A 12964-nucleotide genomic window follows, 5' to 3' on the forward strand; every position below is an offset into this window, starting at 1 on the left:
TGACGACGCTTGGCGCTGACCTTCCTGGTCGACACCAGCGTCCTCGAGCGGCTGGGTCGGCCAGCGATCCGGCAGGTCATCGAGCCGCTCGCGGTGTCGGGGCATCGGGCCCGGGCCTCTGTCTCGGACCTCGAGGTCGTCCACTCGACGGGAGACGCCGGCGAGTGGGACCGTCCCCTCGGGGCGTCAGACGCGTTCGAGCAGGTGGAGACGACGGTGACTCACGTGCGGCGGCTGCTTCAGGTCCAGCGGCTGCTGGCCCAGGCGAGTCAGGGTGGACGGAAGATCTCCCATCGTCGGCATTCATCCGGTGGACCCATCGCCGGACTCGTCCTCTACCCTCGAAGGCATGCATGCTGGAACGAGGTCGGCGTGAGAGGACTCGTGTTCTACGGCCAGACCGGGAAGTTCACCTTTCGGATGCTCATGACGGTCCTCATCGGTCAGTCCATCGTCGTGTTCTTCGGGGCGCTCGTGGCCCGAGGGGTCGGCGCGGCGCAGGGGGACGCCTCCGCCGGCACCTACCTCTGGGTGGGGTCGGGGATCGCCGTGCTCTGCGTCCTCGCGGCCGGCTCGATGCGGCGCCCCTACGGCGTGACGCTGGGCTGGCTGATCCAGGTCGCGACCTTCGCGAGCGCGGTCGTGGTGCCGGCCATGGTGATCGTCGGGCTGATCTTCCTGGCCCTCTGGGTCGGGTGCCTGGTCTCGGGCCGGAAGGTCGACGAGACGGACGCCCGTCGGGCCGCTGAGGCGGCGGGGACAGCCGGGTCAGCCGGGGCGGCAGGAGCCGAACCGGCTCCCTGAGAGCGGTGCCGAGCACGCGGCATACCCCTCGTCGGGAGCGGCTAGGGTGGTCGCCGTGACCACCGAACGCTCCCTCGTCCTCGTCAAGCCCGACGGTTTCCGGCGCGGCCTCACCGGTGAGGTGATCGGCCGGATCGAGAGCAAGGGCTACACCCTCGTCGCCCTCGACGTCTTCACCCCGGACCGCGAGCGGCTCGCCCTGCACTACGCCGAGCACGAGGGCAAGCCGTTCTACGAGCCGCTGGTCGAGTTCATGTCCTCGGGCCCGGTGACCGGCATCGTCATCGAGGGGCAACGCTGCATCGAGGGCTTCCGTGCGCTGGCGGGTGCGACCGACCCCACCGCCGCCCTCCCCGGGACGATCCGCGGAGACCTCGGTCGCGACTGGGGGGAGAAGGTCCAGCAGAACATCGTCCACGGGTCCGACTCACCCGAGTCGGCCGCCCGGGAGATCGGTATCTGGTTCCCCGGCCTGTGACGTCAGCGGTCGGAGCCGGTCCGGCCCGCGTGCCGGGCTGCTACAGCTGTGACCGGGACGCGCTCCCCGCGCTGCCCCCCCGGGAGGACGTCTGGTCGAGCGCGCTCTGGCGTGTGGCGCACGCGTTCGACACCGCGCTCCCCGGCTGGCTGGTCGTGCTCCCGCGCCGGCACGTCGTCGCCATGGCCGAGCTCACTGATGTCGAGGCGGTCGAGCTCGGGCCGCTGCTGGTCGATCTCGGCCGCGCGCTCGCGTCGGTTACGGGCTGCGTGAAGACCTACGTGATGCAGTTCGCCGAGGCCGAGGGGTTCGGCCACGTCCACCTCCACGTCGTCCCCCGCGCTGCCGACCTCGCGCCGGAGCTACGCGGCCCGCGCGTCTTCGCCCTGCTCGGCCTCCCGGAGGCCGAGCGGGTGTCCGAGGGCGAGCAGGACCGGCTGGCACTGGCCATCCGGGCAGCCCTGCGGCATACCTGACCCTGCGGCGCTGGTCAGAGGCCCGTCGAATACGCATGGGTGCGATCGTCCAGGTCGGGACCACGACGATTCCACCCAGGGCCGGACGTCGGTGGCCGGGACTACGGACGGATGGCACCTCGACACCGGACGAGGCGTCCCAATCGCCACTCCTGCAACACTGGTCCCACTTTGCGCGACACGCCCCGGATGGGCTGGGGGTCCGGCTTCTCCGGCCGGACAATCCCGTCCATGACCTCATGGCCGATGCTCGGGCGAGACCTCGCGGTCGACCTCGGGACGGCCAACACGCTGGTCTACGAACGCGGCCGGGGGGTCGTGCTGGACGAGCCGTCCGTGGTCGCGGTCGAGGTGGCGACGGGGCACCTCGTCGCAGCCGGCATGCGGGCCAAGGAGATGATCGGACGCACGCCCGGCTCGGTCCGCGCCGTGCGGCCGCTCCGGGACGGCGTCATCTCCGACGCCGATCTCACCGAGCAGATGCTGCGCTGGTTCATCGACCGGGTGCGGCCCTCACGACTGGTGCGCCCCCGGATGGTCGTGTGCGTGCCGAGCGAGGTCACCGGCGTCGAGCGCCGCGCCCTCGAGGACGCCGCCACCCGCTGCGGGGCCCGGCGCGTCTACATCATCGAGGAGCCGATGGCAGCGGCCATCGGGGCCGGGCTGCCGGTCGACGACACCGCCGCGTCGATGGTCGTCGACATCGGCGGCGGGACGACCGACGTCGCGGTCATCAGCCTGGGAGGGATCGTCTCCTCGCGCTCGATGCGCATCGGCGGTGACGAGATCGACGAGGCGGTGATCGCCTACGTCAAGAGCGACTACTCGTTGCTGCTGGGGGAGCGCAGCGCCGAGGACATCAAGACCGACGTGGGCTCGGCCTTCCCGCTCTTCGAGGAGCTGACGACCCGGATCCGCGGCCGCGACCTCGTGACGGGGCTGCCCAAGACGGTGACGATCTCCTCGCAGGAGGTCCGGCGCGCCATCGAGACCCCGGTCGTCCAGATCGTCGAGCTGGTCCGCACGACACTCGACGTCTGCCCGCCCGAGCTGGCCGGTGACATCCTCGACCGAGGGGTGACCCTCACCGGGGGCGGGGCGCTGCTGCGCGGCCTCGACGAGCGGCTGCGGCACGAGCTCGGTGTGCCGGTCCGGGTCGCCGACGACCCGTTGCGCTCGGTCGCGCTCGGTGCGGGGCGCTGCGTCGAGGAGTTCTCGGCGCTCGAGCGCGTCCTCGTCGACGGGATGCGGCGCCGATGACCGGGCCTGCAGCGTGACCCCGGTCGTCCGCCGCCGCATCCTCGTGGTCGGGATCGGGCTGACCCTGCTGATGGTGCTCCTCGACCTCGGCGGGTCGGTCGTCCCGATGCGGCTGCGGGCCGCCGGCGCGGTCGCCGCCGGCCCGGCACAGCGGGTCCTCGCCGGGGGAGACCCGACCGGGACGACTCGGCTCGAGAAGGACAACGTCCTGCTGCACACCGAGCTCGCGCACGATCGGGCGTCGCTGGCGGAGGCCGCCCGGCTCGGTCTGCTGCTGTCATCGCCGGCAGGGCACCAGCCGGGCGCCCTGGCGGCCCGCGTCATCGCCTCGACGACCATGGCCTCGGGGGCGCGCGCCGTGACCCTCGACGTCGGGTCGCGCGACGGGGTCGAGCCCGGCCTCGCGGTCGTCGCGGCCGACGGTCTCGTCGGCCGGGTGGTCAGCGTCGGTCCATGGTCGAGCGACGTCCGGGTCCTCGGCGGCGCCGACCTCACCGTCGGGGTGCGCGTCGGTGGCGCGAGGTCGATGGGCGCGGGGTCGATGGGCGCGGTGAGCGCCACGACGCCTCCCGACGCGCCGCCCCGCCCTCGCGGCATGCTGTCGCTCATCCTCGTCGACCAGGGGCACATCGCGGTCGGCGACCTCGTCACGACGCTCGGTAGTGTCGGTGAGCGGCCATACGCAGCAGGCTTGGTCGTCGGCCGCGTTGCCTCTGTCGACCCGCAGCGTGGTCAGCTCACAGCGACCGCGGTCATCCGTCCTGCCGTCGACCCCGGGCGCCTCGACGTGGTCGCCGTGCTGCTCGGCGGGCCGCGGGACTCGCCCCGGTCGCCGGCTGCAGCCAAGGCCGTCCCCTGATGCCACGGCCCACGCTGCTCGGGCTCCTGCGCGCCGCAGGGGTGGTCATCGGCGCACTCGCCGCGGCGACGATCCTGCCGCGCCTCGGGGTTCCCGCCGGCTGGGTCCCCGACCTCGTCCTCGTCCTCGTCGCGGCCTCGGCCGTCCTGCGCGGCCCGCTGCACGGCGCGCTGCTCGGGCTGGCCGCGGGGTGGGTCGTCGACCTCGTGCCGCCCGGTGGCTCACCCCTCGGAGCGACCGCCCTGCTGTATGCCGCGGCGGGCGCGGCCGCCGGTGCGTTCCATCACCCCGGCAACCGGGGGCCGTTGGCGCCGCTGGGATCCCTCGCCGTCGCCGCCCTCGTCGTGGGGGCGGGCCGGCTCGTCTTCGCGGTCGTCGGCGACGGCGTGGTCGACCCTGCGGCGGCGCTGTCCCGCGCCGCCGCCACCGTCGTCGCCGGGGTGCTGCTGCTCCCCGTCTGCATCGCCGTCGACCGCGCCCTCGTGCAACGGCGCCTCGCGTGAGCACGCGGCAAGCTCGGGGCCGGGTGGTGGGGCACCGTGGCGGTCGGCACCCCCGGGTGTGGGTCATGGGCGCCCTCGTCGTCTCGCTCTTCGCGCTCCTGCTCGGCCGCCTCGGACAGGTGCAGGTGGTGCAGCAGTCCGACTATGCGCGAGCCGGCGCCGCGCTCGGCACGCGCACCGTCGTCCAGGCCGCGGTGCGTGGTCGCATCCTCGACGCCACGGGCCGACCGCTCGTCGCCAACACCGCCACGCTCTCGGTGACCATCGAACGACGGACGCTCCTCGCGGCGCGCGACGGTGGCCGCGCGCTCGTGGACAGGGTCGCCGCAGAGCTCGGCGTAGCCTCAGGACCGTTGTGGGACAGGACGTTTCCCTGCGGATCACCAGGTGCGCCGCCCATCCCACGATGCTTCGCCGGATCGGCCTACCAGCCCATCCCGGTGCTCGACGGCGTCGACCCCCGTCGGGCCCTGACCCTGCTCGAACGCCCTGAGCTCAATCCCGGTGTCGGCGTCCTCCCGACCTCGCGGCGCAGCTTCCCGTCGCCCGACGGGGTCAATGCCGCCCACCTCCTCGGCTACGTCGGTCCGGCCGACGCCGCCGAGGTCGCCGCGAGCGGGGGTGCGGTGACCGACACGGAGTCGGTCGGCCGGGCCGGGTTGGAGGAGCAGTACGACAGCGTCCTGCGCGGCATCCACGGGAGCACGACGGTCGCGGTCGACCCACGCGGCGCCGTCACGAGACGCGTGTCGGGGACCAGCCCGGTGGCGGGCCGCGACGTGGTCACTCACATCGCCGCACCGGTGCAGGCCAGCGCGGAGCAAGCCCTGGCGCAGGCGGTTGCGACCTCGCGCAGCACCGGATTCGCCGCCGACTCCGGGGCTGCCGTCGTCCTCGACGTCCGGACCGGCGCGGTGGTCGCCGCGGCGAGCTATCCCACCTACGACCCCGCGGTGTGGACCGGGGGCATCACGCAGCATGCCCTCGCCAGCCTCACCGATCCCGCCGCCGGCACCCCGCTCGTGTCCCGGGTCACCGGCGGGGCGATGCCCCCGGCGTCGACGTTCAAGGTCGTCTCGGTCGACGCCGCGGCCGCCTCTGGGGTCGATCTCGGTGGCACCTACGACTGCGCAGGATCCGTCCTGGTCGGTGACCGCGTGTTCCACAACTACGAGTCGCGATCCTTCGGGCCGCTCACCCTCGCCCGCAACATCGAGGTTTCCTGCGACACGATCTGGTATCGCTTCGCCTACCAGTCCTGGCTGGCCCAGGGCGGCCTGTCGGCAGCCTCGGACGCCGCCGATCCCTTTGTGGCGTCGGCAGACTCGTTCGGTCTCGGGCACCTCACCGGGATCGACGTCCCCGGGGAGACCGCAGGTCGCATCCCCGACCGCACCTGGAAGCGCAGCACGTGGGAGGAGTCCAAGGTCACCCTGTGCCGGCGCGCGCAGACCGGCTACCCCGAGGTCGCCGCCAGTGACCCCGGCCGGGCCACCTACCTCAAGGCGTTGGCGGTCGAGAGCTGCACGACAGGATTCCAGTACCGCGCCGGCGACGCCGCGAACTTCGCCATCGGCCAGGGCGACGTGCTCGTCACGCCACTGCAGCTGGCCCGTGTGTATGCCGCGGTCGCCAACGGCGGGACGCTCTGGACGCCGCAGGTCGCGGCCGCCACGCAGGACCAGGACGGCACCGACCGCATCCCGATCGCGCCGGTCAGGGTCGGGTCGGTCGGTCTGCAGCCAGGGGTCAAGGCGTTCCTGGACACCGCACTCCAGGGGGTGATCACGCAGGGCACCGCGTCGGGCGTGTTCGCGGGGTGGCCCCAGGCGGCATACCCCCTCGCGGGCAAGACCGGCTCGGGTGAGGTCTTCGGCAAGCAGGCGACCAGCTGGTTCGCCTCCTACGGCCCGGTCACCGACCCGCGGTATGCCGTGGTGGTGATGATCTCGCAGGCCGGCACCGGCGGTAGTGCCGCCGCCCCTGCCGCCCGCCAGATCTGGCAGACCCTTCGCGCCCAACCCCTTTCCTGACGTGGCCGACCCGCCCCGAACCCCCAACCCTCAACAGGTCGGGGGGAGCGGTCAGCCGACGTCGCGGGAGAGCAGGTCGTCCCAGGTGTCACGGCGGACGACGAGCCGGGCCTCGCCGCCCCGGACGAAGACGACCGGCACGCGGCGAGCACCGTTGTACTGGTTGGACATCGTGTAGCAGTAGGCCCCGGTCACGGGGACGGCCAGGAGGTCGCCGACCGCGGCGTCCCGTAGCGGGACCGAGTCGATGAGCTGGTCGCCCGATTCGCAGTGTCGCCCCACGAGGGCGACCGGCTGGCCGCCACCGACCCGGTCCGCGATCGTGGCTTCGAAGCGCTGGCCCGTCAGTGAGACCTCGAGGTTGTCGCCCATCCCGCCGTCGACCGCGACGTGCGTGACGACGCCGCGCTTGATCGTGGTGACGCGGTAGAGCGTGCACGCCGCTGCGGCGACCATGCTGCGACCGGGCTCGACGATGAGGCGCGCCTCCGCGGGCAGCAGGACCCGGGCCTGCCCGACCAGGGCCTCGGCGTAGGCGTCGAGCGTCGGTGCTTGCTCGGCATACGTGTAGCGCGCGCCGAGCCCGCCACCGAGGTCGTAGACCTCGAAGTGACCGAGTGCTGCGACGGGCGCAACCGCCGCAGCGAGTTCGTCGACGTCGAGCAGCTGCGAGCCGACGTGGGTGTGCAGTCCGGCCATCCGCAACCGGGGGCTGTGCTCGATCCGGATGATGGCGCGCGCCGCCTCCGCGGGGAGGAGGCCGAACTTCGAGCCCGTGTGCCCGGTCGCCTGCGACGCGTGCGTGGTGGCGGCGACGCCGGGGATGACGCGCACGAGGCAGTCCTGGACCCGCCCGGGCGGCACGATGAGCTCGAGCCGGTCGATGTCGTCGTGGTTGTCGACGACGACGAGTCCGATGCCCTGACCGACCGCGAGCTCGATCTCCTCGGTGGTCTTGGCGTTGCCGTGCAGCACCAGCCGTGCCGGGTCGGCACCGGCCGCCATCGCGCTGACGATCTCGCCGCCCCCGGCCACGTCGAGGTGGAGGCCCTCCTCGGCGAGCACGCGCTGGACGGCGGTGCACGGGAAGGCCTTGGAGGCGAAGGCGACGTCGCTCCTCGGCCAGCGGCCGCGGAAGGCCGCGAGGTAGTCGCGGGCGCGCTGCCGCAGCGCGTCCTCGGCGACGATGATGGCCGGGGTGCCGAACCGTTCGGCGACGACGTCCAGCCGGACCCCACCCACGACGAGCGTGCCGTTCGGATCCTGCACCGTCCCGGGTGGGAAGAGACCGAGCAGCGCTGCTGCTGCGGGCCACTCGTCGATGGGGGTGGCGCGCTCCACGGTCACGGGCTCAGTGTCGCAGGCCGCCGAAGGGGTGGGGCGGAAGGGGGGAGGGGTCAGCGGCCGAGGCGCTCGTAGGTCTTCTCGGTCGCGGCCTTCGCCCCCTTCCACCAGGCCTCGTTGTCGCGGTACCACTCGATGGTCTGGGTGAGGCCGGCGCGGATGTCCTGGTACTTCGGGGTCCAACCCGTCTCTGCGCGTAGCTTGCTCGAGTCGATGGCATATCGCATGTCGTGGCCCGGGCGGTCGTTGACGTGCTCGAACCAGTCGGCCGGCTTGCCCATCAGCTCGAGGAGCAACGCGATGATCTGGCTGTTGTTCTGCTCCCCGTCGGCGCCGATGAGATAAGTCTCGCCGAGCCGGCCCCCCTCGATGATCGCGACGACGGCATCGTTGTGGTCGTCGACGTGGATCCAGTCGCGCACGTTGGCCCCGGCGCCGTAGAGCTTCGGCTTGACGTCCTCGAGGATGCCGGTGATCTGGCGCGGGATGAACTTCTCGACGTGCTGACGTGGGCCGTAGTTGTTGGAGCAGTTCGAGAGGGTCGCCTTGAGCCCGAAGGACCGGATCCACGCGCGGACGAGGAGGTCGGCGCTCGCCTTGGACGCGGAGTAGGGCGAGCTGGGGTTGACCGGCGTCGTCTCGGTGAAGCGGTTCGGGTCGTCGAGCTCCAGGTCACCGTAGACCTCGTCCGTCGAGATGTGATGAATTCGCTTGTCGTGCCTGCGAACTGCTTCCAGCAGGCAATAGGTCCCGATGATGTTCGACTCCATGAACGGCCACGGGTCGTCGAGGCTGTTGTCGTTGTGCGACTCGGCGGCGAAGTGGACGACGAGGTCGGTGCCGGCCACGAGCCGGTCGACGAGCGCCGCGTCGGCGATGGAGCCCTCGACAAAGGTGATGTCGCCCTCCACGGTGGCGAGCGAGTCGCGGTTGCCGGCGTAGGTCAGCGCGTCGATGACGGTGAGCTGCCAGTCCGGTCGGGTCTCGCGGATGCGCAGGACGAAGTTGGAGCCGATAAACCCGGCTCCACCGGTGACAAGGACCTTCATGCGGTGTGCTCCTTCGGTGTGGCCGGCGCGGGGACGCTGCGCAGGCCGGGGGTCTCGGACGCGGCGGTCGCCGGTCCGGAGTTGAACTCGACCTCGAGCGCGAAACGCTGGGCCAGGTAACGGTGGTCGGACAGCGCGATCGGTATGCCGTCGGCCCCGGTCGCGATGCGGCGCACGAGGAGCAGCGGGTCGCCGACCGCGACACCGAGCAGCTCCGCATCGGAGTCGCTGGCGAGTCCGGCGGTGACCGTCTGGCGGACGGTGACGATGCGCCGACCCTGGCGGCTGAGGGTCTCCCAGATGCCGGGCGCGGCGGCGGCGTCGCGGCTGATCGCGCCGGCGTGGGCCATCGGCACCCACTCGCGGACGACATCGAGCCCCTCACCGTCGACGGTTCTGACGGATCGCGAGTGGAGCAGGTCGGCGCCCTCCTCCGTGCCGAGCGCCGTGGCCAGGGAGAGCGGGGCGCTGCGGAAGCCGAACTCGACGACGCGGCGCTGGATGGACTTCCCGGCGTCGGTGACGGCCGAGGTCGCGTGCCGGAAGGTCCCGATGGCGAGGCGCTGGTGGAAGGCGGAGCCGGTCACGAACCACCCGGCGCCGTGGCGGGACTCGACGAGTCCCTCCTCGCGCAGCACCTCGAGGGCCCTGCGGACGGTCGGGCGCGACACGGCATACCGGGCACAGAGCTGGGCCTCGGAGTCCATCGCCCCCACGCCGCCGAACTCGCCGAGGGCGATCCGCTCACGCAGGTCGTGCGCGATGGTGGCGAACCGACTTGTCATGAAGTTGTAAGTTACAGGACGGAGCCGCTCATGTCACCCCGGCTCGCACACCCAGGAGGCGGTGTCTGCAGCAAGGCCGGTCTACGGCCCGACGACGGTGACGAGCGGGGCGTAGAGCTCCATCAGGGCCAGGGCGCGCTCGTGGTTCTCGGGCGTCGAGCCCCCGCAGGCTGCGGCGGGCACGGTGACGGCGAGCCCGGCATCGGCCATCGCGAGGACGGTCGAGATGACGCAGCAGTCGGTCGCCAGCCCGATGACCTCGACCGAGCGGGCGTCGCCGAGGGCCGCCGCGAGCTCCGGCCCCCACTTGCCGAACGTCTCGAGGTCGAGGGTGGCTCGCCCCTCCAGCTCGGGGACGAGGGTGTAGAGCGGGTCGTCCGGAGCGACGAGCGCAAACGGCCACTGGTCGTAGTAGGCCCGCCAGGCGCCGGTGGGCTGCGTCGGCGCCACGAAGCGGGTGAGCACGGCCCGGTCGCCGTATGCCGCGACGCGAGTGAGGATCTCGGGCCGGGCGGCGGCATACATGGGGGATCCCCAGGGCGAGCCGGGGTCGGCGAAGACGTGCTGCACGTCGATGGCGACCAGCGCGTCGCAGGTCGTGTGGTCAGCATCGGCGATCATGCAGAGCCCGTGCGGGTCGACGTCGCCAGCGCGCCCTCGGCATCCTCCTGGCGGCGAATGTCGTTGCGGGTGAGCAGGATCGTGCCGAGGTAGCCGACAGCCAGGGCGATGAGGACCCCGAGGCTCGCGTAGGCCCAGGTGCCCTGCTTGCCTCCGAACGGGCCGAGCAGGTAGCCCTGCCAGGAGAGCCAGTCGGCGAAGGTGTTGACGACCAGGCCCCAGCCGATCGCGGTCCCGACGACCATGAGGACGACGGCCGACCAGCGCACCGAGCCGTAGCGCCCGCGGGAGTCGTAGAGGGCGGTGTCGGCGTAGGCCCGGCGGCGCAGGGTGAGGTCGCCGAGGAAGATGCCGCACCACGCGGCGATCGGCACGCCCATGGTGATGAGGAAGCCCTGGAAGGGACCGACGAAGTTGCTCGCGAAGAAGACGACGACGACCGCGCCGACCGTCATCAGGGCCCCGTCGATCATCGCGGCGACCGGACGGGTGACCCGCAGGCCGAGGCTGAGCAGGGAGAGGCCGGAGGAGTAGATGTCGAGGATGATGCCGCCGACCAGCCCGAGGACCGCGACGAGCGCGAAGGGCAGCAGGAACCAGGTCGGCAGGATCGTCGTGAGCGCGCCGATCGGGTCGCTCTGCACGGCCGTCGAGAGTGCCGCGTCGGACCCGGTGAGGAGCAGCCCGAACACCACCAGGACGACCGGACCGATCGATGCGGCGACCGTCGTCCACCACACGACACCTGCGCTCGAGGCGTCGCGCGGCAGGTAGCGCGAGTAGTCGGCGGCGCAGTTGACCCAGCCCAGCCCGAGGGCGGTGATCAGCAGGACGGTGGCGCCGATGACCTCGGGCAGGCCGGCGCCGGGGCGGGCCGAGACCGTGGACCAGGAGATGTGGCTGCTGGCGAGGACGATGTAGACGACGGTCAGCACGGCGGTGGCGACGGTGATCCACGTCTGGAGCCGCATGATGAGGGTGAAGCCGAAGATCCCTGCGGTGACCGTGATCGCCACCACCACGACGAGGGCGATGACCTTGGTGAGCGTGCCGCCGCCCCAGCCCAGCCGCTCGAACACCGTCGCGCTGGCCAGGGTGGCGAGGACGACGAGGACGGTCTCCCAGCCGACAGTGAGCAGCCACGAGACGAACGACGGCAACCGGTTCCCGTTGATGCCGAACGATGCCCGCGAGACGACCATCGTCGGCGCCGACCCGCGCTTGCCGGCGAGCGAGACGAACCCGCAGAGCAGGAAGGACAGGACGATGCCGACCACGGAGGCGCCAACGGCCTGCCAGAAGCTCAGGCCGAAGCCGAGGACGTAGGCGCCGTAGGGGATGGCCAGCACCGAGATGTTCGACGCGAACCACGGCCAGAACAGCACCCGCGGCGTCCCGCGGCGTTCACCCTCGGCGATGACGTTGAGGCCGTTGGACTCGACGGACGAGCCGGAGATGGGCGTGGTTGCTCCCGCCCTGGTCGTGGATGCCATCCGACCACGCTAGTGCGTGAGCGGCTTCAGGGCTTCAGGGGCTCGGGGTGGATTCCGCCGGGGTCGCCGGCAGCCTGACCACCCTCGGGTCACCCTCGTCGGCGAAGTAGTCGGCGGGGATGGTCACGTCGGTGCCGGCCGGTGCGTCCACCGCGCGCAGCACGAGCGTCGCGACCACGGAGACGACGACGTTGAGGACGAAGGCGGTGACGGCGATGTAGCCCAGGTTCCCCCATCCCTCGATCGCCGCGAGCGAGCTACCGAAGTGCGGGGTCGCCGCACTGGCGACGCCATAGGCCTTGACCGTGCCGTAGATCATCCCGACCGCCCAGCCGAGCAGCAGCCCCCAGCGGTGGAACCACCGTGTGTAGAGGCTGAAGACGATCGACGGGAACGTCTGGAGGATCCAGATGCCGCCCAAGAGCTGAAGGTTGATGGCGTTCTGCTTGTCCATCGTGAGGACGAAGACGAGGGCGAACGCCTTGACGACGAGGGACGCGATCTTGGAGACCTCGGCCTCCTGCTTGGGGGTCGCGTCCGGCTTGATCCACTCCTTGTAGATGTTGCGCGTGAAGGTGTTGGCCGCCGCGATGGACATGATGGCCGCCGGCACGAGGGCGCCGATCGCGATGGCCGCGAACGCGACTCCCGCGAACCACGCCGGGAAGGAGTCCTCGAACAGCTGCGGGATGATCAGCTGCGGGTTGGCCTTGCCGTTGAGCCCGATCGGCTTGGTGCCGGCCGCGATGGCGATCCACCCGAGGAGCGCGAGGAGGCCGAGCACGAAGGAGTATGCCGGGAGGATCGCCGCGTTGCGGCGGATCGTGTTGCGGCTCTTGGAGGACAACGTCGCGGTGATCGAGTGGGGATACATGAAGAGCGCCATCGCCGAGCCGAGTGCGAGCGAGGCATAGGCCCAGTACTGCTGGCCGCCGGGTAGGAAGGTGAAAGCCGCAGGCTTCCCGCTCGTCTTGGCCGCCGCGACCGAGGCGTCGCCCTTGGCCTGGGCGACGTCGAAGATGTGGGCCCAGCCGCCGAACTTCGACGGCAGGTAGATCACCGCGACGATGATGACGAGGTAGATGAGGATGTCCTTGGCGAACGCGATGATCGCCGGCGCCCGCAGGCCCGAGGTGTAGGTGTAGATCGCGAGGATGATGAACGCGACGAACAGCGGCGCGTCGGCGGCGAAGGCGTTGCCGCCACCGCCGACGCCGGCTACCTCGAGGACGGCCTGGATGCCGACGAGCTGCAGCGCG

13 protein-coding genes are annotated in these 12964 nt (G+C 71.7%); 7 read left to right on the forward strand and 6 right to left on the reverse strand.

What is annotated here, in order from left to right; all coding sequences use genetic code 11:
• The first annotated feature begins 9 nt into the window (after nt 1–9).
• From Q0R63_RS16770 to Q0R63_RS16800, 7 genes are all read left to right on the forward strand, one after another.
• On the forward strand, nt 10–804 hold the full coding sequence (locus Q0R63_RS16770; protein ID WP_295699766.1) for a DUF4233 domain-containing protein: 795 nt from the start codon (nt 10–12) through the stop codon (nt 802–804).
• A 55-nt stretch (nt 805–859) separates the two neighbouring features.
• Nucleotides 860–1282 carry a nucleoside-diphosphate kinase gene (gene ndk / locus Q0R63_RS16775; protein WP_295699769.1) on the forward strand — a complete coding sequence of 141 codons (423 nt, stop codon included), beginning with the start codon at nt 860–862 and terminating at the stop codon, nt 1280–1282.
• On the forward strand, nt 1279–1758 hold the full coding sequence (locus tag Q0R63_RS16780) for an HIT family protein (protein WP_295699772.1): 480 nt from the start codon (nt 1279–1281) through the stop codon (nt 1756–1758). Before ndk ends, Q0R63_RS16780 begins: the two co-directional genes overlap by 4 nt.
• Nucleotides 1759–1989: 231 nt before the next feature.
• Nucleotides 1990–3018 carry a rod shape-determining protein gene (locus Q0R63_RS16785; RefSeq protein ID WP_295699775.1) on the forward strand — a complete coding sequence of 343 codons (1029 nt, stop codon included), beginning with the start codon at nt 1990–1992 and terminating at the stop codon, nt 3016–3018.
• A gap of 13 nt (nt 3019–3031) precedes the next feature.
• Entirely contained in the window at nt 3032–3877 is an 846-nt protein-coding gene (gene mreC, locus Q0R63_RS16790) for a rod shape-determining protein MreC (protein ID WP_295699778.1), read from the forward strand.
• Nucleotides 3877–4380 (forward strand): rod shape-determining protein MreD, encoded by a 504-nt coding sequence (locus Q0R63_RS16795; RefSeq protein ID WP_295699780.1) that lies wholly within the window; start codon nt 3877–3879, stop codon nt 4378–4380. The genes mreC and Q0R63_RS16795 overlap by 1 nt, the downstream gene beginning before the upstream one ends.
• Before the next feature lie 65 nt (nt 4381–4445).
• The gene (locus tag Q0R63_RS16800; RefSeq protein ID WP_295699782.1) at nt 4446–6413 is read left to right on the forward strand and encodes a penicillin-binding transpeptidase domain-containing protein; all 1968 of its coding nucleotides are present in this window, start codon (nt 4446–4448) and stop codon (nt 6411–6413) included.
• Between the two features lie 51 nt (nt 6414–6464).
• On the opposite strand, the gene lysA is transcribed toward Q0R63_RS16800, so the two are convergent.
• The 6 genes from lysA to Q0R63_RS16830 all read right to left on the reverse strand — a co-directional run.
• Nucleotides 6465–7760: a diaminopimelate decarboxylase gene (gene lysA / locus Q0R63_RS16805; protein WP_295699785.1), complete on the reverse strand. Its 1296-nt coding sequence runs from the start codon at nt 7758–7760 to the stop codon at nt 6465–6467.
• A gap of 50 nt (nt 7761–7810) precedes the next feature.
• Nucleotides 7811–8806, reverse strand: a complete 996-nt coding sequence (gene rfbB, locus Q0R63_RS16810; protein ID WP_295699788.1) for a dTDP-glucose 4,6-dehydratase — start codon at nt 8804–8806, stop codon at nt 7811–7813.
• The gene (locus tag Q0R63_RS16815; RefSeq protein WP_295699790.1) at nt 8803–9591 is read right to left on the reverse strand and encodes a GntR family transcriptional regulator; all 789 of its coding nucleotides are present in this window, start codon (nt 9589–9591) and stop codon (nt 8803–8805) included. The genes rfbB and Q0R63_RS16815 overlap by 4 nt, the downstream gene beginning before the upstream one ends.
• Before the next feature lie 81 nt (nt 9592–9672).
• Nucleotides 9673–10212, reverse strand: a complete 540-nt coding sequence (locus tag Q0R63_RS16820; protein ID WP_295699793.1) for an isochorismatase family protein — start codon at nt 10210–10212, stop codon at nt 9673–9675.
• A complete protein-coding gene (locus Q0R63_RS16825; RefSeq protein ID WP_295699796.1) occupies nt 10209–11705 on the reverse strand; it encodes a cytosine permease in 1497 nt (498 codons plus the stop codon). The genes Q0R63_RS16820 and Q0R63_RS16825 overlap by 4 nt, the downstream gene beginning before the upstream one ends.
• A 34-nt stretch (nt 11706–11739) precedes the next feature.
• On the reverse strand, nt 11740–12964 hold a 1225-nt coding region (locus Q0R63_RS16830), incomplete at its 5' end, for a sodium:solute symporter (RefSeq protein WP_295699799.1).

The sequence above is a fragment of the Lapillicoccus sp. genome, from assembly GCF_025353065.1.
GTDB lineage: Bacteria > Actinomycetota > Actinomycetes > Actinomycetales > Dermatophilaceae > Lapillicoccus.

Coding starts and splice junctions, on each gene's coding strand:
- Q0R63_RS16785 (WP_295699775.1), top strand. CDS start 1,990: ATGACCTCATGGCCGATGCTCGGGCGAGACCTCGCGGTCGACCTCGGG.
- Q0R63_RS16795 (WP_295699780.1), top strand. CDS start 3,877: ATGCCACGGCCCACGCTGCTCGGGCTCCTGCGCGCCGCAGGGGTGGTC.
- Q0R63_RS16800 (WP_295699782.1), top strand. CDS start 4,446: ATGGGCGCCCTCGTCGTCTCGCTCTTCGCGCTCCTGCTCGGCCGCCTC.
- rfbB (WP_295699788.1), bottom strand. CDS start 8,806: ATGAAGGTCCTTGTCACCGGTGGAGCCGGGTTTATCGGCTCCAACTTC.
- Q0R63_RS16815 (WP_295699790.1), bottom strand. CDS start 9,591: ATGACAAGTCGGTTCGCCACCATCGCGCACGACCTGCGTGAGCGGATC.
- Q0R63_RS16820 (WP_295699793.1), bottom strand. CDS start 10,212: ATGATCGCCGATGCTGACCACACGACCTGCGACGCGCTGGTCGCCATC.
- Q0R63_RS16825 (WP_295699796.1), bottom strand. CDS start 11,705: ATGGCATCCACGACCAGGGCGGGAGCAACCACGCCCATCTCCGGCTCG.